At 56.7% G+C, this 23,965-nt stretch carries 29 protein-coding genes; 13 read left to right on the top strand and 16 right to left on the bottom strand.

The window, feature by feature from the left end; all coding sequences use genetic code 11:
* Positions 1–83 precede the first annotated feature (83 nt).
* Together KYK14_RS14365 and KYK14_RS14360 are read left to right on the top strand one after the other, a co-directional pair.
* Complete coding sequence (locus KYK14_RS14365; RefSeq protein ID WP_219159741.1) at positions 84–479, top strand: biotin/lipoyl attachment domain-containing protein; 396 nt, start codon at positions 84–86, stop codon at positions 477–479.
* A 94-nt stretch (positions 480–573) separates the two neighbouring features.
* A complete protein-coding gene (locus tag KYK14_RS14360) occupies positions 574–834 on the top strand; it encodes an acyl carrier protein (RefSeq protein ID WP_185282010.1) in 261 nt (86 codons plus the stop codon).
* Between the two features lie 42 nt (positions 835–876).
* On the opposite strand, the gene KYK14_RS14355 is transcribed toward KYK14_RS14360, so the two are convergent.
* Together KYK14_RS14355 and KYK14_RS14350 are read right to left on the bottom strand one after the other, a co-directional pair.
* Positions 877–1,650 carry a PPK2 family polyphosphate kinase gene (locus tag KYK14_RS14355; RefSeq protein WP_219159739.1) on the bottom strand — a complete coding sequence of 258 codons (774 nt, stop codon included), beginning with the start codon at positions 1,648–1,650 and terminating at the stop codon, positions 877–879.
* 44 nt (positions 1,651–1,694) lie between these two features.
* A complete protein-coding gene (locus tag KYK14_RS14350) occupies positions 1,695–2,348 on the bottom strand; it encodes an alpha/beta hydrolase (protein WP_208307724.1) in 654 nt (217 codons plus the stop codon).
* A gap of 313 nt (positions 2,349–2,661) precedes the next feature.
* Between KYK14_RS14350 and KYK14_RS14345 the strand changes: the two genes are divergently transcribed.
* Entirely contained in the window at positions 2,662–3,045 is a 384-nt protein-coding gene (locus tag KYK14_RS14345) for an Hsp20/alpha crystallin family protein (RefSeq protein ID WP_185282007.1), read from the top strand.
* 59 nt (positions 3,046–3,104) lie between these two features.
* Here KYK14_RS14345 and KYK14_RS14340 read toward each other — a convergent pair whose 3' ends face one another.
* The gene (locus KYK14_RS14340; protein WP_219159737.1) at positions 3,105–3,428 is read right to left on the bottom strand and encodes a hypothetical protein; all 324 of its coding nucleotides are present in this window, start codon (positions 3,426–3,428) and stop codon (positions 3,105–3,107) included.
* A gap of 177 nt (positions 3,429–3,605) precedes the next feature.
* On the bottom strand, positions 3,606–3,875 hold the full coding sequence (locus tag KYK14_RS14335) for a VF530 family protein (RefSeq protein ID WP_219159735.1): 270 nt from the start codon (positions 3,873–3,875) through the stop codon (positions 3,606–3,608).
* Between the two features lie 111 nt (positions 3,876–3,986).
* Here KYK14_RS14335 and KYK14_RS14330 point away from each other — a divergent pair, with 111 nt between their 5' ends.
* Genes KYK14_RS14330 through KYK14_RS14320 form a run of 3 tightly spaced genes read left to right on the top strand, consistent with a single transcriptional unit; the run spans position 3,987 to position 5,483 of the window.
* Positions 3,987–4,841 carry a glycoside hydrolase family 25 protein gene (locus tag KYK14_RS14330; RefSeq protein WP_219159733.1) on the top strand — a complete coding sequence of 285 codons (855 nt, stop codon included), beginning with the start codon at positions 3,987–3,989 and terminating at the stop codon, positions 4,839–4,841.
* Positions 4,842–4,872: 31 nt separating this feature from the next.
* Positions 4,873–5,271 (top strand): septal ring lytic transglycosylase RlpA family protein, encoded by a 399-nt coding sequence (locus KYK14_RS14325; RefSeq protein ID WP_219159731.1) that lies wholly within the window; start codon positions 4,873–4,875, stop codon positions 5,269–5,271.
* A gap of 20 nt (positions 5,272–5,291) precedes the next feature.
* On the top strand, positions 5,292–5,483 hold the full coding sequence (locus KYK14_RS14320; protein WP_185282002.1) for a hypothetical protein: 192 nt from the start codon (positions 5,292–5,294) through the stop codon (positions 5,481–5,483).
* A gap of 174 nt (positions 5,484–5,657) precedes the next feature.
* Here KYK14_RS14320 and KYK14_RS14315 read toward each other — a convergent pair whose 3' ends face one another.
* Entirely contained in the window at positions 5,658–6,068 is a 411-nt protein-coding gene (locus KYK14_RS14315) for a DUF6799 domain-containing protein (RefSeq protein WP_185282001.1), read from the bottom strand.
* A 169-nt stretch (positions 6,069–6,237) separates the two neighbouring features.
* On the opposite strand from KYK14_RS14315, the gene KYK14_RS14310 reads away from it, so the two are divergent.
* The 4 genes from KYK14_RS14310 (at position 6,238) to KYK14_RS22345 (ending at position 9,836) form a co-directional block, all read left to right on the top strand.
* Positions 6,238–6,585 carry a DUF3140 domain-containing protein gene (locus tag KYK14_RS14310; protein WP_185282000.1) on the top strand — a complete coding sequence of 116 codons (348 nt, stop codon included), beginning with the start codon at positions 6,238–6,240 and terminating at the stop codon, positions 6,583–6,585.
* 105 nt (positions 6,586–6,690) lie between these two features.
* Positions 6,691–7,614, top strand: coding sequence for a DnaJ C-terminal domain-containing protein (locus KYK14_RS14305; protein ID WP_219159730.1), 924 nt, complete (start codon positions 6,691–6,693; stop codon positions 7,612–7,614).
* Between the two features lie 123 nt (positions 7,615–7,737).
* Positions 7,738–8,073, top strand: coding sequence for a chaperone modulator CbpM (locus KYK14_RS14300; protein ID WP_185281998.1), 336 nt, complete (start codon positions 7,738–7,740; stop codon positions 8,071–8,073).
* A 164-nt stretch (positions 8,074–8,237) separates the two neighbouring features.
* Positions 8,238–9,836: an OmpA family protein gene (locus KYK14_RS22345; RefSeq protein ID WP_281421348.1), complete on the top strand. Its 1,599-nt coding sequence runs from the start codon at positions 8,238–8,240 to the stop codon at positions 9,834–9,836.
* A gap of 161 nt (positions 9,837–9,997) precedes the next feature.
* On the opposite strand, the gene KYK14_RS14290 is transcribed toward KYK14_RS22345, so the two are convergent.
* The 6 genes from KYK14_RS14290 to KYK14_RS14265 form a co-directional block, all read right to left on the bottom strand.
* Positions 9,998–10,741, bottom strand: coding sequence for a ZIP family metal transporter (locus KYK14_RS14290; RefSeq protein WP_219159728.1), 744 nt, complete (start codon positions 10,739–10,741; stop codon positions 9,998–10,000).
* A 137-nt stretch (positions 10,742–10,878) separates the two neighbouring features.
* The gene (locus KYK14_RS22585) at positions 10,879–10,974 is read right to left on the bottom strand and encodes a heavy metal-binding domain-containing protein (RefSeq protein ID WP_374940606.1); all 96 of its coding nucleotides are present in this window, start codon (positions 10,972–10,974) and stop codon (positions 10,879–10,881) included.
* A gap of 164 nt (positions 10,975–11,138) precedes the next feature.
* Positions 11,139–11,513, bottom strand: coding sequence for a hypothetical protein (locus KYK14_RS14280; protein ID WP_219159724.1), 375 nt, complete (start codon positions 11,511–11,513; stop codon positions 11,139–11,141).
* 104 nt (positions 11,514–11,617) lie between these two features.
* The gene (locus KYK14_RS14275) at positions 11,618–12,223 is read right to left on the bottom strand and encodes a hypothetical protein (RefSeq protein WP_185281994.1); all 606 of its coding nucleotides are present in this window, start codon (positions 12,221–12,223) and stop codon (positions 11,618–11,620) included.
* 141 nt (positions 12,224–12,364) lie between these two features.
* Positions 12,365–13,225 (bottom strand): carboxylating nicotinate-nucleotide diphosphorylase, encoded by an 861-nt coding sequence (gene nadC / locus KYK14_RS14270; RefSeq protein ID WP_219159722.1) that lies wholly within the window; start codon positions 13,223–13,225, stop codon positions 12,365–12,367.
* Positions 13,226–13,433: 208 nt separating this feature from the next.
* A complete protein-coding gene (locus KYK14_RS14265) occupies positions 13,434–13,832 on the bottom strand; it encodes a DUF4783 domain-containing protein (RefSeq protein ID WP_185281992.1) in 399 nt (132 codons plus the stop codon).
* 144 nt (positions 13,833–13,976) lie between these two features.
* Here KYK14_RS14265 and gpmI point away from each other — a divergent pair, with 144 nt between their 5' ends.
* The 3 genes from gpmI to KYK14_RS14250 all read left to right on the top strand — a co-directional run bounded on the left by gpmI (position 13,977) and on the right by KYK14_RS14250 (position 17,044).
* Positions 13,977–15,530, top strand: a complete 1,554-nt coding sequence (gene gpmI / locus KYK14_RS14260; protein WP_219159720.1) for a 2,3-bisphosphoglycerate-independent phosphoglycerate mutase — start codon at positions 13,977–13,979, stop codon at positions 15,528–15,530.
* Positions 15,523–16,113 carry a hypothetical protein gene (locus KYK14_RS14255; protein WP_219159718.1) on the top strand — a complete coding sequence of 197 codons (591 nt, stop codon included), beginning with the start codon at positions 15,523–15,525 and terminating at the stop codon, positions 16,111–16,113. The genes gpmI and KYK14_RS14255 overlap by 8 nt, the downstream gene beginning before the upstream one ends.
* Positions 16,114–16,219: 106 nt before the next feature.
* On the top strand, positions 16,220–17,044 hold the full coding sequence (locus KYK14_RS14250) for a PKD domain-containing protein (protein WP_219159716.1): 825 nt from the start codon (positions 16,220–16,222) through the stop codon (positions 17,042–17,044).
* 85 nt (positions 17,045–17,129) lie between these two features.
* Here the strand turns inward: KYK14_RS14250 and KYK14_RS14245 are convergent, their stop codons facing one another.
* The 5 genes from KYK14_RS14245 to KYK14_RS14225 form a co-directional block, all read right to left on the bottom strand.
* Positions 17,130–19,961, bottom strand: a complete 2,832-nt coding sequence (locus tag KYK14_RS14245) for a S9 family peptidase (RefSeq protein ID WP_219159714.1) — start codon at positions 19,959–19,961, stop codon at positions 17,130–17,132.
* A gap of 166 nt (positions 19,962–20,127) precedes the next feature.
* Complete coding sequence (locus KYK14_RS14240) at positions 20,128–20,724, bottom strand: hypothetical protein (protein ID WP_219159712.1); 597 nt, start codon at positions 20,722–20,724, stop codon at positions 20,128–20,130.
* A 63-nt stretch (positions 20,725–20,787) separates the two neighbouring features.
* On the bottom strand, positions 20,788–21,222 hold the full coding sequence (locus KYK14_RS14235) for a secondary thiamine-phosphate synthase enzyme YjbQ (RefSeq protein ID WP_219159710.1): 435 nt from the start codon (positions 21,220–21,222) through the stop codon (positions 20,788–20,790).
* Positions 21,223–21,394: 172 nt separating this feature from the next.
* Positions 21,395–22,909, bottom strand: coding sequence for a right-handed parallel beta-helix repeat-containing protein (locus tag KYK14_RS14230; RefSeq protein WP_219159708.1), 1,515 nt, complete (start codon positions 22,907–22,909; stop codon positions 21,395–21,397).
* Positions 22,910–23,134: 225 nt separating this feature from the next.
* Positions 23,135–23,806, bottom strand: a complete 672-nt coding sequence (locus tag KYK14_RS14225; protein ID WP_219159706.1) for a phosphoribosylanthranilate isomerase — start codon at positions 23,804–23,806, stop codon at positions 23,135–23,137.
* Positions 23,807–23,965 lie beyond the last annotated feature (159 nt).

Here is a 23,965-nt window from a genome sequence, read left to right as displayed (position 1 = left end):
GCCGAAACAACGCTCACTACGCTCTGCTTACTGCCTTTAAATGTAACCGTTGCGATTACGGTTATTCTTTCCGCTTCGAAATCATGAAAAAAAACCTGGGATTTTTCTTTATCCCGCTAGCCGCCATCGGTAGTCTTACCCTACCTCACTGGCTGCATCCACATCGTGCTACCCCGCAAGCTGCCATTGTAGTAGAAGCTCCCGCCAATGCGCCACTGGTAGCAACGGGACAGGCAGTAGCCGCGGGTGTGCGGGGCCGCTTGTGGCAGCTCTACGTGGTGCCGGGCCAGCGGGTACGCCAGGGCGAGGTGCTGGCCAAAATGGCCTCTACCCTACCCACGCAGGGCACGGCGCCGGCTGCCTTGGGCTTCGAGTACGTGGTGGCGCCCGCCGATGGCACCATTGCGGCTACCGTAGCCGAAACCGGCGCTTACCTTGTCGCCACCGAAACGGTGCTGTTGTTTCAGCCTACTGAGTAAAGTAAACAGCCACTTTTTCGACTCTAGGTATACCAAACCTTTACTTCCCGGACGTTACACGTCCACCATTGTTTACCTTTTTCTTGCTTTTCTGATGGAACAACTCGTCCGCCAGCAAGTAGAGCGCCTGCTTCGTCGGAAGGGGCGCCGCACTACCCAGCCCCTCCTGCCTACATCCCGCCTGGCCGAGGATATAGGGCTGGATTCGATTGAAACGGTGGAACTGGTAATTGATCTGGAGCATCGTTTCCACATCGAGATACCGGACCCCGAGGTGGAAACCTTGCGCACCGTGCAGCATGTGTTGGACTGCGTAGAGCATCACCTCACCAGCCACCACTTGGCCGTGGCGTAGTGCTCTGACACTTGCGTACACGACAAACTGACCCGCCCGCTGTTACTCTGGGCGGGTCAGTTTGCTTTCGGGGTAGGTGGGGTTGAGGTCGGCCAGGGTGTCGCGCAGGGTGCGGGCTACCTCGTAGGCTTTGTACCAGTTCTGATCAGATGGCACAAGGTACCAGGGGCAGCTGGGTGGGCTACAATGCTTGAATACGTCCTCGTATACTTGGCGATAGGCGGGCCACTGCCCGGCCTTGTGGTCATCGCCAGGCTCATACTTCCACTGCTTGCTGGGATTATTAACACGCTCCGCTAGGCGCTCCTCCTGCTCTTCCTCCGACACATTGAGGTAGAACTTCAGCACTGTGGTGCCGGCCTGCTGCAAGAGTTCCTCAAAGTGATTGATGGCCGCGAAACGCTGTTTAGCCGTAGCGTCATCGATTAGCTTATCTACGCGAGTGACCAGCACGTCTTCGTAGTGCGAGCGGTTGAACACGTGAATCATGCCGTGGCCGGGGGTGCGTTGGTGAATGCGCCACAGAAAATCGTGGGCCAGCTCGTCCTTGGTAGGCTCTTTAAACGAATACACCCGCACGCCCTGCGGATTGATACCGCTGAACACCCGCCGAATCAGGCCGTCTTTGCCGCTGGCATCCATACCCTGCAACACCACCAAAATGCTACGTTTGTTCTCAGCATACAGGCGTTCCTGCCACTCCACCAACTCCTCCCGGATTTTGCGCATCTCGCGCTTGGTTTCGTCTTTGTGTACGTGCTTCGGTGCGCGAGTAGGCAGCTTGGTCAGGTCGACGTCGGGTAGGGTGGAGTTCATGAAGTGGTGTTAGGGGTAGTAAATACTATAGTACGAGCACGGCTTCAGCGCAGCTGAGTGGTGCTGCCCAGGGCAGCCAGCGTCACGGGGCCTTCTGATACGTATTGCAGGCGCGCCGGCAGGCCGGCTTCGTCCAGATCATCGAGCAACGCCCGCCCATCAGCTTCCGACTTATACGAGTCGATGGTGGTAGCGATGACGGTGACAGGCCGGTTGGGTAGGGCTTTCAGGGTAGCGCGGCGGTCTATTTCGGGCGGAAACACGGCGGCGTACAGAATCAGGCGGTCGTAGCGGGTGCGCTGGCCGGCCAGCCAGCGCGCCGCCGCCGCGCCGCCGTGCCCGCAGCCCAGCACCGTCACGGTTACTTCGGGTGGGCACGCGGCCAGCACCTCCGCCGCCAACGTGTCGAGGTAGTTGCTCAAGTCCGTCAGGTCGGGCACCAGGTCGCCCACCGCAAACCAGTCGGCCCCAATGCGGCGCGGCGCTTGCCCATCAGATGGCAATCCGTAGCGCGACAGCGCCTCGGGCAGCACCAGCAGGCGCTCGGGCGTATCGAGGGCAACTAATTGAGCAGCCAGCTCCGGCACCGGCTGGTTTTCGCCGTGCAGACAAAACCATACCTGCTGAATAGCGGGTCCGGGCTCGCCCAACAGGTAGTAGCGAGCCGTGCGGGAAGTAGTAAACGTAATGGGCTGCATAGGCAGTGCGGAACAACGTATCTGAAAGCGGAGTGGTATTTTGTTGGTATCCAGTCTTCGCTCACCCGCTTAAGGGTAGCAATTGCCAGGTACTACGGTCAAATATCGGAAGCCTATACGCAGAATCGACTCCAACTGATCAGGTAAGAGCGAATAGTTTATTGCCGCACTATACGGCCACAATGGCACATACATTGGCTAGAAACAGTTTAAAATATGCCATTATGGCCATATTATGCGGTTTTCGCTGGTATTACTTGGCTGGTACACAGTTTGATTAAGTATAGTTGAAACTAAGAGAAGAGGAAACACCATGAATCTGATAAGCAAAGAATTTATTCATAACATCGCCCCGCAACTCGATCTGCTCAACACGATTGGCGGTGGTATTGCGCAGGCCATGCTGCGGGTAGATAAGCGCGAAAAGGGCGTGGTTATTCGGGTGGCGGCTCCCTCCATCAACCCCGAAAACTTCCACGTGCTGCTGAACGACCGTAACCTGACCATTTTCTGCGAATACCGCCACCAGCCCGATGACCAGCTGGCCGCGCCGCTATTCAACCAAACGCTGGCCATTCCCGCTGGTCTGGACCTAGAGCGCATCGACGCCGTGCACGAAGGCAACGAGTTGCGTATCCGTATTCCCTACAAGGACAACGCCACCAAGGGGCGCGAAATCGATATTAAAATCCGGTAGAACTCACTCCCTACCCTAACCGAAAGCCACCCTAGCGGGTGGCTTTTTTTGTGGCTATCCTACCCAAACAACGGAATTAGCAGCGCAAAGCCCATGAGAAGCGACAGGTAAAACCAGCCCATCAGCTGGCCACGGTAGCGGCGCGGCAGTTGGTTGCTGAGCACCAACACGGCCACTACCACCAGCAGCAGGTGTAGCAGCAGAAACACCACCGTCTTCACCCAGTTGCTGACAATGGTGTTTTCGGCCTGTAGCTGGTTGCTCTCGCCCAGGCCCGAGGTAGCAAACCGCAGCAGGTAGTACACCGCCACCTCAAACGCCACAAACAGCCCTAGACCTGCTAGCCACGTCAGAAAGCCGTTTTTCTCGATTACATCAGCCATGAAGCGGTGAAGTTGTGAGTGGTGAGGTTGTGAGTAAATATACGTGTGTCATCCTGAGTGCAGCGAAGGACCTTCTCACTGTTGAACGAGTCGTTGGTATGGCTGTCGTTCTTATGTGAGAAGGTCCTTCGCTCTGCTCAGGATGACAGCCGTTTTTGCTACTGTCTATTCATCATTTCACTGTTCACCACTCACTTCCTTTGTGCGAGTATGGATGTAGAGGTCTTCTACCTTAGTGCGTGCCCAAGGCGTGCGGCGCAGAAACGTGAGGCTGGATTTGATGCTGGGGTTGACAGCAAAGCAGTTGATACGGATGCGCTCATCCAGCCCTTCCCAGCCATAGTGCGCTACCAGATACTCCAGAATGTGCGCCAGCGTGACGCCGTGCAGCTCCCGGATGAGGTGGCCGTTTTCGTCGCGGGCTTCGGGAGAGGAAGAGGTAGGCATGGTAGCAAGTAAAAGGAGTAAGCAGACCGAAAGATACGCATCAAGGTAAAAAAAGGCATTTTTTACGCGCCGCTGGGCACCATCGCGTCGAAATCCTGCGTTACTTTCGGTGTGGCTACTCTCACCAACCGCTCCCGTCGTGCTACCGCTGCTGCGGCTGCCCGCGCCGCCAACATTCGGCGCACGTGGCGGCTAGTGGCGGTGTTGCTGTTGGTAGGAACGTTGTTGGTGTATGTGCGCTATCGGCGGCAGCTGCACCGCTACGTGCGCCACACCTACGCCACCCTCATTACTGGCCACCTCACGGGCCTGGAGGCCACGCCGCTACTGGCCGGCTATTCCGTGCACGGCATCGATGTATCGTCTTACCAAGGCCGCATCAACTGGAAGCTGGTAGCGGGGCACCAGGTGCAATTTGCGTTTATTAAGGCCACGGAGGGCGTAACGCTACGCGACCCGCGCTTCCGGACCAACTGGCGGGGCGCCCGCAAGGCAGGCGTATACCGGGGGGCCTACCACTTCTTTCAGCCCAACTACGATGGCGCAGCCCAGGCCAACCTGTTTACCCGCACCGTGCCCCTGCAAGCCGGCGACTTGCCCCCCGTGCTCGACGTAGAGGCCCCCAATTTTCATGATGTAGCCACCATGCGCCGCAACCTGGCTACTTGGATGCGGCTGGTGGAGCGGCACTACGGCGTGCGGCCCATTCTCTACTCCAACTACGGCTTCTACCGGCGCTACCTGGCCGGACACTTCGATGAGTACCCGCTGTGGCTGGCGCACTACGAGGTAGACACCCCCCGCCTACCCGCCGACAAGTGGATTATCTGGCAGCACTCCGACGAATCGTATGTACCTGGCATCCGAGGCACCGTCGATTTCAACGTATTTCAGGGAAGCTTTGAGCGGCTACGCAGCCTACGGATTCCGGCTCGGCCGCGCCCTACCCCGAAGCCTAACCGGTAGGCAATTGCCGCTTTTCGCCTACTTTCGTGCCATGCCCATACCTCTTTTTTACCGGTTTTGCCTACGTTGGCCGGGGCTGTTTTTGGGTAGCTTGTTGCTGCTCACTGCCTGCGGTGGCGGACGCAACGCCTTCACCCAGACCGGCAAAGCTTCCTACTACGCCGATAAATTCAATGGCCGCAAAACGGCCAGCGGCAGCACCTACCGCCCTGGCCGGCGCACGGCAGCGCATAATACCCTACCCTTCGGCACGGTGGTGCGCGTGACCAACCCCAGCACCCACCGCTCCGTCAAAGTCACCATCACCGACCGGGGGCCGCACGTCAAAGGCCGCGTCATCGACCTATCGCGCAAGGCCGCCCGTAAGATCGGGATGCTGGATGCGGGCGTGGCGCCTGTGCAGCTGAAAGTAGTGCGGGCCGTTCGCTGATTCACCCTTATTCCTACCCTATGCGTATCCGCAAAAAAGTGAAATGGTCGTTTCCTGCTGCTACCAGCCGGTTTGTGGCACTGGGCGCCTTTGTGAAAGCGGCCGAGGCCCAGCACTGGTCAGAAGCCGAAATTCAGTTTGTGATGGATGAAGTGGTGGAGGCCAAAGACGACGCAGAGGCGTTTGATATCCTACGCGACTACTCGGAGTAAGGTAGCAAGACGACAGGCTGCTGAGAAGATGCTCGCATTCGCTAAAAAAGGGCATTAGAAGGATGTAGAGACGCATACTTGCGTCTCGTCGTTGAACGATTTCGGCCATCTGGCGCGAACGACGAGACGCAAGTATGCGTCTCTACATCGTTCACTATTCAACGAAAACAACCTCTAATTCCGCTTGCCCTTCTTTTTGCCGCTTTTGGCTTTGTCCATCGTGGCGCGGGCCAGGCTGTCCTGAGCAGCCACGGAGGCGGCTGTGGTGAGGCGCCCCGTGGGCGATACCATGTCGCCTTCCTGCAAGGTGACGGTGCGGCCATCGGTGGCGGTGAGCGTGCCGTTGGTGGCTACTTTGACGCCGCTGGGTAGGGTCACGTCGTCGCGCAGTGGATTGGTGGCGCCGCTTTGCGTACGCATCACTTGCCCATCTTTCATCATAAAACCCTCTTTCATGGTGGCTCCTTTAGGCGTCACACGGGGTTTGGGCTGTACTGTTTTGCGGGCGGATGGGGTGGTTTGGGCCTGGGCTGTTAGGGCGGTGCTACTCAGCAACAGGGCGGCGAGAAGTACGGTAACTTTCATGGGTAGGGTAGGAATAGATGAAGAGTGTGGCGAGGAGCCGGCGCTAGGTAGCAGGTGATTTGCCCGTCAGCAACACGGCAGTAACCAGAAGGCGCTGCCACTCGTTTTTGGTAAGAAATACGGGTGTTTCCCCTATCCGGATCTACTGACCTTTCATTCTCCCACTACCATGAGCAAAGCCTCTAACGACACCGAAAACGAAGAAGTATATAAGCAGTTCAAAGACCAAGTAAACATGACGGCCTCCGAGCTGGAGAAGTGGCTGAAAACTGATGAGTCGAAGGAGGTAGGACAGGACAGCGGCGACGGGGAAAGCATCGGCCATAAGTCGGGCGAGCACATCATCGACATTCTGCACAAGAAGACAGCCGACCTTACCGACGACGACTACGCCCATATGCACAAGGTGCACAGCTACATCAGCCGCCACTCGGCTCAGGGTCCTGAGAAAGACAAAGAACATTCGCGCTGGCGCTACTCCCTTATGAACTGGGGCCACGACCCGTTGAAAAAATAGTTTTTGATGTGCTGTTGTGCTGCTGATTGATTCGATGCTTTATGCAGCGCGTCCATCAGCAGCCCAGCATACCTCCTCCATCAGCACATCAAACCATCAACTGCTTTGGACTACAAGGATTATTACAAGGCCCTGGGCGTAGAAAAAAACGCGACGGCCGATCAGATCAAGAAAGCCTACCGCAAGCTGGCCCGCCAGTATCACCCCGATGTGAACCCCAACGACCCCGAAGCGGAGCGTAAGTTCAAGGAAGTGAACGAGGCCAACGAGGTGCTCAGCGACCCAGAAAAGCGTAGCAAGTACGACCAGCTCGGCGCCGACTGGCAGCGCTATCAGCAAGCAGGCGCGGGTGGCGCACAGGGCGCGGGCGGCGGCTTCGATTGGTCGCAGTATGCACAGGGCGGCGGGTTTGGCGGGGGCGGTGAGGACCCGTTTGGCGGGGCCGACTTCTCCGACTTTTTCGGCAATATCTTCGGCGGCATGGGCGGCGGCCGGGCCGGGGGTACCCGCGCCCGCGCCGGCCAGGATTATCAGGCCGAGTTAGTTTTAACGCTGGAAGAAGCATACCAGGGCGGCCCGCGCACCATCACCGTGAACGGCAAAAACCTGCGCCTCACGGTGAAGCCAGGTGTGGAGAACGGCCAAACCATTCGGCTGCGCAACCAGGGCGGGGCGGGGCTCAACGGCGGCCCGGCCGGCTCGCTCTACCTCACCTTCCGCATAGAGCCCGACCCGCGCTACACCCGCACCGGCAACGACCTGACCCAGGAAGTGCCCGTGAGTGTGTATAAGGCTATTTTGGGCGGCGAGCAGGTAGTGGATACGTTGTCGGGTAGCGTCAAAATCAAGATTAAGCCCGAAACCCAAAACGACACCCGCCTGCGTCTGCGGGGCAAGGGCTTTCCGGTGTATGACCAGCCCGGCCAGTTCGGCGACCTGTACCTGCGCCTTACCCTCAGCCTACCCCAGCAACTCACCGAGCAGGAGAAAGACCTGTTCCGCCAACTAGCCGCACTGCGCAATGAGTGATGTTAGAGGGTAGCGGTTAGTTGTCAGCAGGTAGTTGCCAGTTAAATGGTACCAGCAACTACCTGCTGACAACTAACCACTATCCCCCTAATAACCAACAACCAACCATTGATAATCAGCAACATGGAAACGCACGTCATCACGATTACTTATCACGATTGCGCCACCACGTACGGCCTGCGTGAGCAGGACCTGCGCGAGTTTGTGGAGTTGGGCTTGGTACAGCTTGCTCCCGGCGCCCCCGACACCATCCGCGACGAGCCCGAACACCTAGCCCGCCTGGCCCGTCTTCAGCACGAACTAGGCCTGAGCACCACGGCCATCGATGTAGTGCTGGCCATGCGCCGCCGCATGCAGCAGCTCCAGCAGGAGCTGATGCGGCAGCGGGCCCGCGCCCTGCAATTAGAGCAATTTGTATATGGCAGCGGGCGCACGCTGGAAGCAGACGAGTATCTATAAATCAAGTAATTATATCCGTGCGCAACCCAACTCGATAGTGCCTCAAAAAATTAGCTTTCGGAAATATAGATAGAGAGTAACTTTTCTGGTGAAGGGTGGTATAATTCTGTGCTGGCCGGTCAAATTCCAACGACCAGAATCATTCAATTCTCTTCTTTATTTATATGTCTTTGACATTCTCTACCCTTCGGGCATTGAGTGCGGGCCTGGCCATCAGCGCCTTAACTCCACTTATGACCCAAGCACAAACCTCTGAGTACAAAACGGTTGTCGGTATTTCGGCTAATGGTTTTCAGTACAAAGGCAATCTGGGTTCCGACTACTGGGACTTCAGCCGTGCGAAGTGGGGACCTGGCATCTCCATCAACCAATACATTGCCCCTGGCCTGAGCATCGGTTTGCAGGGTAGCTATGTAGAGTTGAAAAAATCGTTGGGCACCAACAGCAGCAACTTCAACACCAACGTGGTGAGTGCGAATGTGCCCATTAAGTTGATGCTGAACAATGGCTGGGCTTTGAAGGAAGACGCCTTTATTCAGCCATACATCCTGTTGGCGCCCGGCATTCTGTACTACAGCAGCGATGGGCAGTATCGTTTGAATAATAGGAATACTGTATTCAGCCGCGACGAAACTAAATTTGCCGGTCAGGCTGGCTTGGGTATCAACTTCCGCATTAGCGGCAACCTTGGCATTTTTGTGCAGACTTCGCAGGTGGTAGGCTACAAAGCGAACCTCGATGGCAACCCCAACCACGACAACGACGGCTGGGACGACCGGTTATTACAACACTCGGCAGGGCTGAACCTTGCCTTCGGCAAAGCCAAAGATGAAGATGGCGATGGTGTGTCAGACCGCAAAGACAAGTGCCCTGGCACCCCGGCTGGTGTAGCTGTTGACGAAAACGGCTGCCCGCTTGACCGCGACGGTGACGGTGTACCCGACTACCAGGACAAGTGCCCCGACGAGAAAGGCCTAGCTACCTTGGAAGGCTGCCCCGACCGCGACGGTGACGGCGTACGTGACTCTGAGGATGCCTGCCCCGATACGCCTGGCAAGCCGGAGCTGCAAGGCTGCCCCGATGCCGACGGGGATGGTGTAGCTGACAAGGACGACAAGTGCCCCAACACCCCCGCCGGCGTAGCCGTTGACGCTACCGGCTGCCCATTGGATAAAGACGGTGATGGCGTGCCTGACCACGAGGACCGCTGCCCTAACACGCCAGGCCCGGCTTCCAACAAAGGTTGCCCCGAGGTGAAAGCCGAAACCAAGAAGGTGCTCAACGAGGCTACTAAATACATCCAGTTTGAGTTCAACAAAGCGGCCTTGAAGCCTTCTTCCTACCCCAAGCTAGAGCAATTGGTGAGCATTCTAAATGAGTATCCCGACTATAACCTGAGCATTGCCGGCCATACCGACAGCAAGGGTAGCGACGCTTATAACCAGCAGCTGTCGTACGACCGCGCTTCCAGTGCCCGTCAGTATATGATTGAAAAAGGCATTGCCGAGTCGCGCATTGAGTCGCGGGGCTATGGCGAAAGCAAGCCTATTGCCACCAACGATACGGAGGCCGGCCGCGCCCTCAACCGCCGCGTGGATTTCGACCTGTACCTGCCCGGCGACACGAACCCCGCTGAGGCCAAATATGGCCCCCAGCCTACCCTGAAGGAACTGAACGAAACAAAACCCGCTGCACCTGCCAGCAAGGCTAAAAAAGCACCGGCTAAGAAAACGCCGGTTCGTAAAGCTCCCGTACGGAAGTAGGGCTTTCCCTACCCTCCGTTAATTGAAAAGGCGGCCTGCTATACAGCAGGCCGCCTTTTTGGGTTTTGTGGTGGAAGGGTTGTAATGGCTTGCCATTCCATACTGCTCTCCGTAACATACAGGACAACAGTTGCTTTTCTAACTCCTGTTAGTCCCCTGCGCTATAGCACGTCTACGGCTAGGGCCAGCAGGGCACCGGCCAGTGTAGCCACCAGTTTGCGAGTGTTTAGATGATGCTCAGGGCTGGTTTCAAATAGGATAGTAGTCGATACATGCAGAAAGTTGCCGGCCACCAAGCCCAACAGGGCAGCATACCACCCGCTGTGGAGCAGCTGTTCTAGTACTATATAATTGCTGAATACAATGCCTGCCGGTGCGGCTAAAGCAAACAGCAATAGGTAGGGCAGTGCCCGCCGGAAGCTGCCCAACTGCAACAGCAGGGTGCCCATCAGCGCAAATGCCGCCGGAATGTGGTGCAGCGTAATACCAATCAGTACGGCATACAGATTACTTGCTACGTCGCCTGCCTGTGGCGCCTTAACCAGAATACTACCCTCTAAGAAAGAATGCAAGACCAGCGCGCCTAGCAGTGCGAAAGGCACCCGGCCTATCGGCCGCTCGTGGGCGTGGGCGTGCACATGCCCGTGCTCTACCCCCTGCGAAAACACCTCTAGCAGCAACTGCCCAAAAAAACCCGCCAGCACGTAGTAGCCCACGCGGTGGGGTTGCTCTGGCAGCAGCAGCAACGCCTCCGGCAGCAGGTGCATTACAGTGAGTGTAAACAGGTAGGCTCCGCCAAAAGCCAGCAGCGGCTTCAGCCAAACGGTATGCAGGGTAGGCACTAGTCTGGTCAACAAACCAGCTCCCAACACCGTCAGGAACAAACTAAAAATGGCAAGCCACATACGATGCTCTAAAAAGAAAAATGCCTGCCACTCTCACACCGAAAAGAAAGGGGGCGCTATCCGCGCCCCCTTTCTTTTCGGGTATTTAACAGACATTATTTTGAAACAACGTTGCAAAAAATAAGTTTTCGTTGATTCTATTCTGTAGCTGGAGTAGCCTGGTTAGCAACTAAATCCATTTCACACACAGGGCATTTACCCGGCTTATTGCTTTCACTACCCTGGCAACCCATGGGGCACGCATAGGCAGCGGTATGCACGGGAGTAACTGCTTCTGTGTTGGCAGGCGCGGCGATGGTAGCTGGCTCCGACTGGCAAGCACCTAGAAGCAACATTGCCCCTAGCAACAAACCCGTTGCCGGACGAAGCATCAACTGGCCCAACGAAAAATCCATCTCTATTGGTGCGAGTCGTCGTCCTGTACCGAGCGGGAGCGGGCTTTTGCCTTTTCCTGGGCGGCTTCGCCCTGCTCATGCCGAATCTCTTGGTCGTTAGCCGACACCGTTTTCTTTGGATTAGGCATAGCGCGCTCATCGAGCGTTACCGCCGAGTTGATAGGGCGCGGAATGGCAGCGCCGTTTGCCTGGGTTTCAGGCTTGCTGCCACCCTGCTGTTCTCCCTCATTCATAAAGTAGGTATCCGAGCGCGTGCCAGGAGCTACCATATCTAATGATACTTTCTTGTCCGGACGCCAGTCCGAAGGTTCGCTGCTGCACGCGTTCAGGGCGAGGGTGGCCAGGGAAAGGCCGGAGAGCAGAAGTTTTTTGGTCATATCAATAAGGAAGAAAATGCCGAAGCGGACTACGTAAAAAAGGAAGCTTACCTGCTTACGAGCACAAAGGTACACACAGATGTACCCGCGGCGCCACCCAAATGTTACGCTGCTTTGGTTTCGGCGGGCAGCAGGTTTTTGCGCCGCAAAATAGCCTCAAACAGCTTGATATCGTTGGGCGAGTTGAAGATGCGCGGTGGCAGCAGCATAAACACTGGCACGTCGAAGGTGCGGGCCACCCAGCGGCGCCAGCCGGCCAGCTCCTGCGGGGCCTCGCCCTGCTTCAGGTACAGCATGTAGCCATCGGGCGCCACGCGGGCGCGGCCAATCATTTCCCAGCCGATGTTCATGCCCTGCTTTTCGTTGAGGCGGGCAATGAGCTGGCGGTTGTCGATTTCGTAGCTCACGCGTTCAAATAGCGGCTTGCTCTGCTCCATCTGCGTCACGCCCGTAATCTGCGCCGAACGTAGCAGCACGTACAGCACCGTAAGCACTACCCCCGACGCCAACCACCACCACGAGGGCCAGATCAAGGCAGGCAGCACTCCCACTACAAACGGGATGAGTGCGTACCACCATTCCTTTTTCCAGACCTGCGCCATAGCCAGGCGCGTGTAGGTATTGGTATCGAGCTGCGTTTTCTTCGTGCGAATCGCGAGGGGCGAGGGCTGTTGCGCCTGCCGCACTCCTCGCTGATTAGGTTGTTGCATGGTATATTGATGTGCTGATTTTTAATGGGTTGATATGCTGATTTTCTGACAGTTTGATATGTTCCTAATTAGTTAAAGTGTTGTTTCCGAGCCAATAACCAACTCGTCCACCAGCACATCAACTCATCGAAAATCAGTACCTTAGAATGCTTTCAGGCTCATGTCCAGCGTGCCGGCCGAGTGTGTGAGGGCACCCACCGAGATATAATCGACGCCAGTGGCAGCTACTGCGGCCAAAGTTTCTTCCGTGATGCCCCCCGAAGCTTCCAGCTCGTAGCGGCCGGCTACCAATTCTACGGCCTCGTGCATTTGGGCGGGCGTCATGTTATCGAGCATGATACGCGAGATTCCGCCCGTGTCCAGGGCTTCCTGCACTTCGGCCAGAGTGCGGGTTTCTATTTCCACGGGTAGCGTGCGGCCGGTGCTCGCCAAGTAGGCATGCGTGGCCTCAATGGCCGCCCGGATTCCACCAGCGTAGTCCACGTGGTTGTCCTTCAGCATAATCATGTCGAACAGCCCGTAGCGGTGGTTTACGCCCCCACCAATGACCACAGCCCACTTCTCGCACAAACGAAAATTGGGGGTAGTCTTGCGCGTATCGAGCAGGCGGGCCTTGGTGCCGGCCAGTAGCTCGGTGAGGCGGGCCGTGATGGTAGCAATACCGCTCATGCGCTGCATGCAGTTGAGCACCAGCCGCTCAGCCGTGAGAATGCTACGGGCAGGGCCCTCTACCACAAAGGCCACGTCGCCGGGTTGGATGCGGCTGCCATCGGGCAGGTAGACGGTTATCTGCAAGGCCGGATCCACTTCCCGGAAAATCAACTGGGCCAGCTCTACCCCGGCAATCACGCCTGTGCCCTTCACCAGCAGTCGGGCGCGTTTGCGGGCGGCAGCCGGAATGGCCGCCAGCGAGGAATGGTCCCCATCGCCTACGTCTTCGGCCAGCGCCGTGCGGATAAACGTCGTCAGGGCGTCTGGGGTAAGGTAGGGGGTATTTTTCACAGGGCAAAAATAGAAAAATGGGCTGATATAACGGTGTGGAAACGCTATGGCCTGCGCAACTACAGGGGAATGGCTTAAACAACCTCAGCAGCGACGCAATAGTTAGTACGCACAACGCCCCCGCAGCAGCTGGCTACGGGGGCGTTGAGGGCAGTACGAAGAGGCAGCGCGGGGCAAATGCACAAACCTTCTCTAAAAATCAGAATGCTTACTCTTTAGTAAACTCAATCGTGTCGATTTTGATAGCACCGTTGAACGACTTCATCTTCACAAAAACCCGATAAGAGCCGCTTTTACTGGCATATTTACCGATGGCATAAGGCACACCCTCGGGGCTAGCACCTTTGTGAATATACTCGAAGCCGCTGCTTGCATTCTTGGCAAAGAAGTCCTTCATCACAAACTCAGCCTGCGTGGCGCTGTAGCTTTGCTTGTCCCCGTCGAAGCCTAACTCGACGGTATTAGCAAAATACTGGGCCAAATCACGCGAGGAGCCATTGCTAATAGCCGTACGGGCAGCAAGCAAGGCGTCCCCCTGGGCGTACGCGGCAAGCGTACTTAGCGTGAGCCACAGGAAGAGGAAAACCCGGGTAAAAGTGCGTTTCATATTGGAAAAAGTATACTTCACCTCCGATTGCTAAAATTATGCCAACAGCCGCTTCCTGGTTTGCGTATGTTGTGCGGTTTCTTTCCGGAGGGAAGAACACAACAAATTGTGCCCGTTCCGGGCCAGGTACGTTATCTTTGCTGCATGAACAAACAGGTATTGCTGGTCATTTTGGACGGCTGGGGGCTGGCCCAGAATAAGGAAGTATCCGCCATCGATAAAGCGCGTACGCCCTTCCTCGATTCGTTGTTTCAACGCTATCCGCATAGCAAGCTGCAGGCCTCGGGCGAGGCCGTGGGGCTACCCGAAGGGCAAATGGGCAACTCAGAGGTAGGGCACATGAATATTGGTGCCGGCCGCGTGGTGTACCAGGATCTGGTGCGCATCAACAAAGCTATTCGTGACCGGAAGTTGGGTTCCATTCCGGCGCTGGAAAAGGCCTTTGAATACGCTCGCACCAACCAAAAGCCAGTACACCTGCTAGGACTGCTCTCCGATGGCGGCGTGCACTCGCACATCGACCACGTGAAAGCCCTCTGCACCCTGGCCCGCGACCAGGAAGTGCACAACGTATTCATCCACGCCTTCACCGACGGCCGCGACACCGACCCCAAGGGGGGCGTAGGCTACGTGAATGAGCTGGAGCAGCACCTACAACACGGAGCCAGCGGCCGTATTGCTTCCATCGTGGGCCGCTACTACGCCATGGACCGCGACAACCGTTGGGAGCGGGTGAAAATTGCCTACGACTTGCTGGTGAATGGCAAAGGCACGCCTTCGCAAAACCTGATTCAGAGCATGCAGGACTCCTACAAAGAGGGCGTGACCGACGAGTTCCTGAAGCCGATTGTGAAGGTAGGCGCCGACGGGCAGCCTCTGACGACCATTCAGGAAGGCGACGTGGTTATTTTCTTCAACTTCCGCACCGACCGCGGCCGGGAGCTGACCGAGGCTCTCACCCAGCAGGACCTGCACGCCTACCAGATGCACCGCCTGAACCTGCATTTCCTGACCATGACCACCTACGACGCGTCGTTTACGGGCGTCACGCCGATTTTCGAGAAGGACAACCTCGAAAACACCCTGGGCGAGGTGCTGGCCGCCAACCACAGAACCCAGATTCGCATTGCCGAAACCGAGAAGTATCCGCATGTGACGTTCTTCTTCTCGGGGGGTAGGGAAAACGAGTTTGAGGGCGAAAGCCGCATTATGCGCAACTCCCCCAAAGTAGCGACCTACGACCTGCAACCCGAAATGAGCGCCTACGAGCTGCGCGACGCGCTGGTGCCGGAGCTGCAAGCTAATGCGGCCGATTTTGTGGTGCTGAACTTCGCCAACCCCGACATGGTGGGCCACACCGGCGTATTTGAGGCTGCCGTGAAGGCCGTAGAAACTGCCGACACCTGCGCCCAGGCGGTAGTAGAAGCTGCTCAGGCGGCCGGCTACGCTAGCATCATCATTGCTGACCACGGCAACGCCGACATGATGGTAAACCCCGACGGCACGCCCAATACGGCCCACACCACAAACCTAGTGCCCTGCATCTTGGTTGATAACGACTACCAGGGTACCCTGGCCGATGGCAAGCTCGGCGACATTGCACCTACCATTCTGGCACTCATGGGGTTGGCTCAACCCGCCGAGATGTCGGGGCAGTCGTTGCTGCGCGCGACGGGCACTACTCCTACTCATGCGTAATATTTTTATTTTTTTAATCGGGGCGGGGCTATGGGCCGGTGCCACGGGCTGCGGCTCGTCGGCGGAGGCCGATAGCCCCGCTTCCGCTACTACGGTGCGGCCGGCCTATTTCCCGCTCAAGGAATACCTCGATGCCCAGGCCACCCGCCTCAACCAGCAACAGCCCCCCGTAGAGAAGCGCGTAACCCTACGTGGCTCTGCTCCGGAAACTACCCGTGTTCCCAAAATTGAGTGGGACAAGGAATTACAGGTTTTTTACCAAGCCGATATCAACAAGCCTGCCTTGCGCGGCGCTTACGCGGTGGATTCTACTACCCTACCCAACGGAACTCGACAAATTCTTTATACCCGTAAGCCCGGCTTCGATAATGCTGTGGTGCGCCTGACTGTCGTGCGCGACGCATCCGGCGTCCGCTCCGTTGATGCGACGCTACAAAAGAACAATCCCCTATTCTACTCCGAGAAGAAGCTACAACTGCGGGGCCAAGCCGGCACGCTGGACGCCTACCAAGTACAAGGAGTACAGAAACTGGTGCTGTTTGATACGTTGCGCTATGCGACGAACGCGCGGGTGGTGCGGTAGGAAGCAGTAGTGGTGTAAGTCGCTCATCAATTACTTTTTGAGCTATTTATTTTTGGGAAGAGTATGGTATTGAATATATTACAACTATATTATTCAATACTGTTCTATGACTACTATTACTCGGTTCGCGTTTATCTCCGTACTGGCACTAGCTAGCTGCAATAAAGAGTCAGACCCTATTCAACCTGCACCCGTTGCCAGTTTCTCAGTTGCTGGCGCGGCTTCTAATGATGTCATTAAGGTAGGCACGTATGACGCGATTGTAGTGACTAATACTTCTACAAAGGCTGATACATACACTTGGTCTCTGGGCAACGACAGTATTAAAACCGGAGCTGACCCAAGGATATTTCGTTATTCTAAAGCAGGCACTTATTCCCTTACCCTGACGGTCCAAAACGCCGATGGACAAAAGTCATCAACCAGTCGCACTATTCGAGTGCTAGACCGGGTAGTGAAGCAGGTAGCAATTGTGTTTGCCCGGTTTGAGAATGCCTCTCCACCCCATATTTTTGACCGCCCTACTTTGCAGGCAGTTGTACGACTAGGTCCTGATAAAGTAACTTATCCTGATCCTACGAATCGATATACTTCTTACAACGCGCCTGTTGTATTTCGGAGCCCGCTGGTGCAGAACGTCACAGAGAATCAATTTCCTCTTATTTTTCCGCTTACAGAACGGCTAGTATTAGATATCCCCACGCTAACCAACCCACTAGAGTATCGCGGGAGAAATAAAACAGGATATAGTGGTGTAGGCTACGGGCTGGAGTTATATATGCAGGATGCCACCGGCACTTACTTAGCTTCTTCGTCTTACCAAAGCTTGTATCTCACTCAGGCTGGAAATATCACGTTGCGGGACGATATTCCGAATAACAAATTCACAGTTCAGTATTCTAACATTAAGCTGCAGGGTCAATACGAATAAGCATAAGGCTTGCATATAGTGAGCACAAAAAGGGCTGCCGATCTGTAGATCGGCAGCCCTTTTCATATAACGAAGAAGTTTTTGCTTACTGATTCCCCCGCACCGACGACGTAGACGTTTCCAATCCCCAATTCCTACCCTTCTCCACGGCGGGCACGCCGCGTTCCAGCCACACGGGGGCGGGGGCGCCTTTCAGGTAGTGGTCGAAGAACTGTAGCTCGCGGATGGAAATGTCCTTGCGGTTTTCGCGCTTCACCAAGTTGTGGGCTTCGCCGTTGTATTGCAGCAGCCATACAGGCTTGTTGAGGCGGCGCAGGTCCGTGAACATCTCAATACCCTGGTACCACGGCACGGCGCCGTCAGCGTCGTTGGCCATGATGACCACCGGCGTCTCTACTTTGGGTAGGTAGAACAAGGGCGAGTTGCGGATATACAGATCCTGATTTTCCCACAGGGTAGCGCCCAGGCGGCTCTGCGTGCGCTCGTACTGAAACTGCCGGCTCATGCCCGATTCCCACCGGATGCCGCCGTAGGCCGAGGTCATGTTTACAACGGGCGCACCGGCCCAAGCGGCGGCGTACATGGGTGTTTGGGTGATGAGGTAGGCCACCTGGTAGCCGCCCCAGCTCTGCCCTTGTATACCGATGTGGGCGCCATCCACCCAGCTATTCTTCTTCAACGCTTCCACTCCCGAGTTCACAAACTCCACTGCCGAGGCGCCCGGCTCACCGATGGTATAGCTGATATCGGGCGTGAACACCAGGTAGCCGTTGCTGGCAAACATGGCAATATCGAGGCGGGAAGGGGTAGGCGCGGGCGCATTGTAGCGGTAGAGGCCGTCGGACACTTTCTCATAGAAATACGCCACCATGGGGTATTTCTTGTTCGGGTCGAAGTTCTCGGGCTTGTAGAGCACGCCGGTGGCGGCGTAGCCCTTGGGCGTGGTCCAGTGCACCAGCTCGGCCGTAAACCAGTTGTAGTCTTTCTGCCGGGGGTTGATGTTGCTGAGCTTGGTTTCCTTCTGCAGATTGCGGCTCACGTAGAGGTCGGCGGGGTTCTGTACGCTGGTCTTCGTGTAGAGGAACACGTCTGCGTTTTTAGCCTGCATCAATTGCGAGTAGGCCATGGGCACCAGCGTTACCCGCTGGGGCGCTTTGGTGCTGGTAATGTTCTTTTTGTAGTAGCCCCATTGCTTGGTGGTTTCGTCCTGCACTTGCAGCCACAGCTCATCTTTGGGCTCAATGAAGTCCTGCTTGGCTACCGGTATTTCGTAGCGGAACCGCAGCTTCTGCTGGCGCCCTACCCCATTGGTGAAGTTGGAGGCCGCACCGGTTTTGGGGTCGATTTTCCAGATGTCGTACCGGTCGTAAAGCAGTACCGCATCGTCGTTTTTGGTCCAGGCGGCAATGCCGTAGGGCTGGGGGTCGGTGGGCGAGTCGTTTTCTTCGTCCGTGAAGTCTACCTTGGCTTTGGCCGTCAGGTTGATGGTTTTGCGGTCGGCCACCGAGTAGGCAAACCAGCCTTTCGCGTCGTAATCGTACCAGATGGCGTACTGCCCGCCGGGCGAGAGCTGGAACCGGCTTTTACTACCCTTAGGATTGATGGCCACCCGCTCGCCGGTGCGCGTGGAAACCAGGTAGGCGCGCTTCATGGTATTGCCCTGCCACTGCATGGCCACCCGGTTGGCGGTATCGGTCACGGCCAGCACGTATTCCGCATTCTTTTTATCGGCCATGTAAGCGTCTTGCAAGTACTCGTCGGCCAACTGAATGTACTTGCCGCCCTGCTTGGGGTAGGCCACCGCCAGGTAGCTGCGCTGTAATTCCTTTTTCAGGTTTTTCAGCTGCATGGGTTGCAGATAGTCGTCCTTGTAGTTCCAGATATCGAGCTTGGCGTGCTCAAATTCTACGAGGGTTGTGTCTTGCGGAATCAGATCGGGCGCGGTACCGAAAAACAGCTTCTCGCCGTTTTCGCTGAACAACACTTTGCCGAACCCGCTGGGCGACCAGCCCTTTTTCAGCCCGTTGGCGCTGGGCGCCAGCAGCACGCGGGCACTGTCGGCAAAGTCAGAATAGTAAAGCGTGAACGGTTTGCTGAGGGCTTTTTCGGGGTACTTTTCAGCGGTGAAAGCCAACTGCTTGCCCGCGTCGTCGAACGCTAGGTTTTTGTAGGTGCCCTTGCCGGCGCTGAGCTGGCGTAGGTTGCCCGTCGCCACATCAAACACAAACAGTCCCGAGCGCACGGTCTTGTTGCCCTTGGGCGCGGCCACTGCAAACGCCACCTTGTTGCCCGACTTGCTCACCTTGTAGTCCGTCACGGCTTCGAAGGTGTGCGGCTGCCCTTTTTCAAGGTTCAGAATGGTGAGGATGGCGCCGCCTTTTTGGGTTTCCAGCAGCTTGTCGGTGATTTTTTTCACCGTATCCACAGGAGCCTTTTTCAGTGTGTCTTTCAGCAGCGGCTTGGTGGCCAGAAACGCCAGCACCGTGCCTTCTTCGGCCAATTGAAAAGACTTCACGTCGGCATACTTCGTGAGCTTGCCAGTGCTCAGCCCATAAATACCCAACGAGTCTTTGGGCATCTGGTCGGGCTTTTTCTTCTTGATGCGGGCCTGACGCACATCCTGGTAGCGTGGGCTAATGCTGAACACCGCATACTTGGAGTCGGCCGAAAATACCGCCGAGTCGCCCCGACTGATCTGGCGCAGCATTTGGTTGCCAGCCGTTTTGAGGTAGAGCGTACCGTCGCCCTGCTGGGGCTTCACCTGAAACAATACGTACTTGCCATTGTGGCTAATAAGCTGGCCCGTTACACTCTGCCACTGGTCGTATACCGAGTGGTCGAGGGGTTTCTTGGGCGCTTGTTGCGCAAAGGCTGGCGCGGACAGCAAGCCGGTAAGCAGAAGAAGGGAAGAACGCATGTGCACGAAAGAGTAGCAGACAAACAACAGTTGACGTAGCTCTAAAGGCACAACTATCGGCTATAGGGTTGCAAGTTATATAAGCTGTTAGCCTGTAGCTGTTAGCTGATAGCTTCCATTCCAAAAGCTATCAGCTAACAGCTACAGGCTAACAGCTTATATAACCTTAGTCCACGTAATACTGCACCTGCACGGCACTAAGCTGACCTTTGTGCAGGGTCATAGCTACCGTGTTGAGGCGGTTGGAGTCGCCGATGCGGAGGCTGTCGCAGTTGCCAGTCTGGCGGGCGTAGCGGGCGCGGTAGGCGCTACCCAGCTTCTGCTGGAGCTCCTGGCCATACTGCGGGGCGAAGTCTGTGACGGTTACTTCACGCAGCAAGTCTTTTTCGGCAGCCCGGTAAAACTCGAACTGGTTGCCGTGGTGACGCAGCACCAGAATGGTATCTACCTGGTTGCGCTCGTGACGGTTCTTGAACGGTGTGCGCGACACAATAGTAGCGCCAGCCTGCTGCAAATCGGCCACCGTAATTTCGGCTCCAAAAGGGTCTTCGGCTACCTCATCATCTACCAACGAGCAGGCTGTTTTCGCCGTCTTAGGCGGCACTGGGGCAGCCGGCGGCGCAGACGCGGGCCGCGGTCGGGCAATGGGTGGCGCCGAAGCCGTTGGTTTCTTCTCCTGGCATCCCGTAGCCAGCAGCAAGCCACAGCTCAGCGTGAGGGCATGGCTGCCAGAGCGCGAGAAACAGGTAGCAAGCAGAAGCATAGGCATGGAGGTTAGCGTGGTAGAGTATACGCAGAAAAGGAGGGTTCTGCTTTTACTCAGGCGTTATTTATCTGATTTTTTTCCCATCAGCGTCACCACTACCCAGCGCCGGCCGCCGTGGTTGCGATGCTCTCCCAGATAAATCCCCTGCCAGGTGCCTAGGGCCAGCTCGCCCCGCGTGATGGGCACCGTGACGGAGCTACCCAGCAGCACGGCCTTCAAGTGGGCCGGCATATCGTCGGAGCCCTCTTGGGTGTGTTGGAAGTAGATCGCGTTTTCGGGCGCCACGCGGTTGAAATACTCCTCCATATCGCGGCGCACGGTAGGGTCGGCGTTTTCGTTGATGGTGAGGCTGGCGGAAGTATGCTGAATAAAGAAATGCGCCGTACCCATTTCAATCTGCTCCAGCTCAGGCAGTTCGGCCGTCAGCAGGTCAGTTATCAAATGAAATCCACGGCGCACCGCCGGCAAGCGCAGTCGTTTCTGAATCCAGAGCATGATTGATGTGCTGATGTGGTGATGAAAAATACGCTTGTCATCCTGAGCTTGCGAAGGACCTTCTCACACGAGAACAACAGGCGTAACAACGACTCGTGCTACCGTGAGAAGGTCCTTCGCAAGCTCAGGATGACAGATAAACAAACGGAAGGTCTACTTCTTCCCTACCCTTCTACGGCGCTGCGCGCTCGTAGGCGCCCATATCTGGCGTGCGGGGGTCGCGGGGGGCGTTCAGCAGGTCGCGCGTGAGGGTGGGTAGGGGCACGGCCTTGTTGCTGGCCGGCGACCCAGGCCCAAGGCGGTAGTCAAACCGATTGGGGTAGAGATTAGGCGTACGCCGGAATTTTGGGTCTCGGTTGAGCACATTGCCGCTATTGCCAAAGCCCAACGTAGTAGCCGTGCTAGTAGCTGCTTTGTAGCGCTCCGTTTGCAACAAGCTATTCTGAATTGCTACCTGCTGATACTGAGCACCATTTGCCAACAGCAGCTCGTCCCGCAACCCACCCCATACAATGGAGTTACGCATTACCAGGCGCAGGGGGTAGGGACCTTTGGCCACCGTGCTGGGCGCCTCGCTGCTGAGTGTCAGCGACTCGGTAGAGCGGTTGAAATTGCCCCGGTAGTTGGCAATGGTGCAGTAGTCAAACGTGAAATTACCGCCGCCTACTCCCAGCACCGCGTACTCGCCGCAGTTCGTAATCAGGCAGTTATGCATCTCCACATCACCCGACAGGCTCAGCACCCCGGCCCCAGTGGGTAAGGTTTGGGCAGCGCTGGCAAAGCTGATGCTCTGCCCCGAAATATTGCGGATAACCGTATTTTCTACCCGCACCGCCGGTCGGGGTAGGCGGTTGCGGTAGTTGAACAGCAGCAAGCCGTAGGCAGCATTCTTGATTTCGGCGTAGCGCACCACATTGTCGTGGCTGCTGGCCAGAAACTGAATACCCGCCCACTGGCCCGGAATATTGTCGTAGAACGGCTCCAGCCGGTCGCCGGCAAAGCGTACGATGTTTTCATCATTAACCTCCACTGAGTCGTTACCGGGCTGATAGTCAGGATTTACGCGTAGCGTGCCGGCCACAATCAGGATGGAACCCGCGTGCGAGTACACCCGCGTACCGGGCTGCATGGTGAGCGTGCACCCCGAGTCCACCAGCACCGAGTTGTAGATGACGTGAGGCTTGTCGTTGGTCCAAATGGCGTTACAGGGTAGGGTTTCGCCGTTGTGGAAGTAGGCGTTTTGCCCGTAGGCTAGCAACGCAATCTGCTGGTCGTTGCCGTTGGTGCGAAACCGCAGCTCATCCGTTACGATAAACGGTTTGGCATCGCCAGGCGTCGGGTCGATGGTGGCGCGCACCAGCACCAGCAGGCTGTCGCGCCCCCGAATTTCCACGTTATTGATGCTGGGGCCGGCGTCGCCGCCTACCAGCAAGCGGTAGGGTGAGGCACCGGGGTTAGCCAGTGTAATCTGCTCTACACGCACGGCGCGGGGGTTGCGGTTGTAGACCCACAGCCGCCGCGTGGCCGTGCCGGTGCGCACAAACACCGTATCAAACAGCACTGTATCCTGCGAAAACTCCAGCCGCGCGCTGCTGTCCGTCGTCACGATATCTGCCTTGGGCTCGCAGCCGGGTAGCAGAAGTAGGGTGAAACTCAGCAGAAAAAGAGAAAGCAGAAGGTAGCGCATGAGGCTACAAAGGTAAGGGGTTTTGAGGGTAGGCAAGGTAGGGGTAGGAGGGGTTGGAAGTGTCATCCTGAGCGCAGCGAAAGACCTTATTACGTTAGTACAAGTCGTTGTTACGAGCATCGTTCACGCGTGAGAAGGTCCTTCACTGCGTTCAGGATGACAGCCTTCTTACCTTCCTACCCCACACCTTCCATCCTCCTCTTCCCACACACTCAAGCTACCTCCCTACGGCACGTACTGGCGCACCACATCCACAAAGCGGTGTAGCTTCTGGCTGTCTAAGTGTCCATCGGTGCGGACGCCGCTGCACACGTCTACCCCAAACGGATGCACGGTTTCGATGGCTTCGCGCACGTTCTCGGCATTCAGGCCGCCGGCCAGAAACACCGGAATATCCAGCGCCTCGCGGATGCGGCGGCTGATGTCCCAGTTGTGCACCCGGCCGGTGCCGCCCAGCTCCTTCACAGGCAGCTTGGGGTTGCCGGAGTCGAGCAGGACGCCATCTACGTGGGGCGCCACGCGTTTGGCTTCGTCGAATGCCTCGGGGCCGTTCACGTGAATCACTTGCACCAGGCTGATTCCAGGTAGAGCCGTGCGCAGGTCCTTATAGGTGCCTTCACTCAGCGCATCCACGATTTGCAGCGTGTCGGCGGCCGTGCGGCACTGGTGCGCAATGATGGCCTGGGTGGTGGTTTCGCTGGTGAGTAAGAAAGAGGCTACCGAGGGTGGCGTGCGACGGCAAAGCTCCCGCACCAGGTCGTCGGGGATGATGCCGGGTCCGCTGGGCATGCGGGCCACCAGCCCCAGGGCATCTACGCCCAGCCCTACGGCCGCTTCGAGTTCCTGCCGCGTGCTGATGCAGCAAATTTTGATGCGCGGACGCAAAGTAGGATTCATACCCTGAGTTAGCGTATCTATTCGGAATTAGAAAGAGTTACGCTAATTATTTATGGAAAAGCTGCGCTGAATACTTGCTTTCCATCTGTCATCCTGAGCGGAGCGAAGGACCTTCTCACGCGTGAACGGGTCGTTGTTACGCCTGTCGTTCACGCGTGA

The organism is Hymenobacter profundi, assembly GCF_019334315.1.
Classification (GTDB): domain Bacteria; phylum Bacteroidota; class Bacteroidia; order Cytophagales; family Hymenobacteraceae; genus Hymenobacter; species Hymenobacter profundi.
Note: the sequence above shows the minus strand (reverse complement) of the source record. Positions and strands in the feature narration are given on the sequence as shown.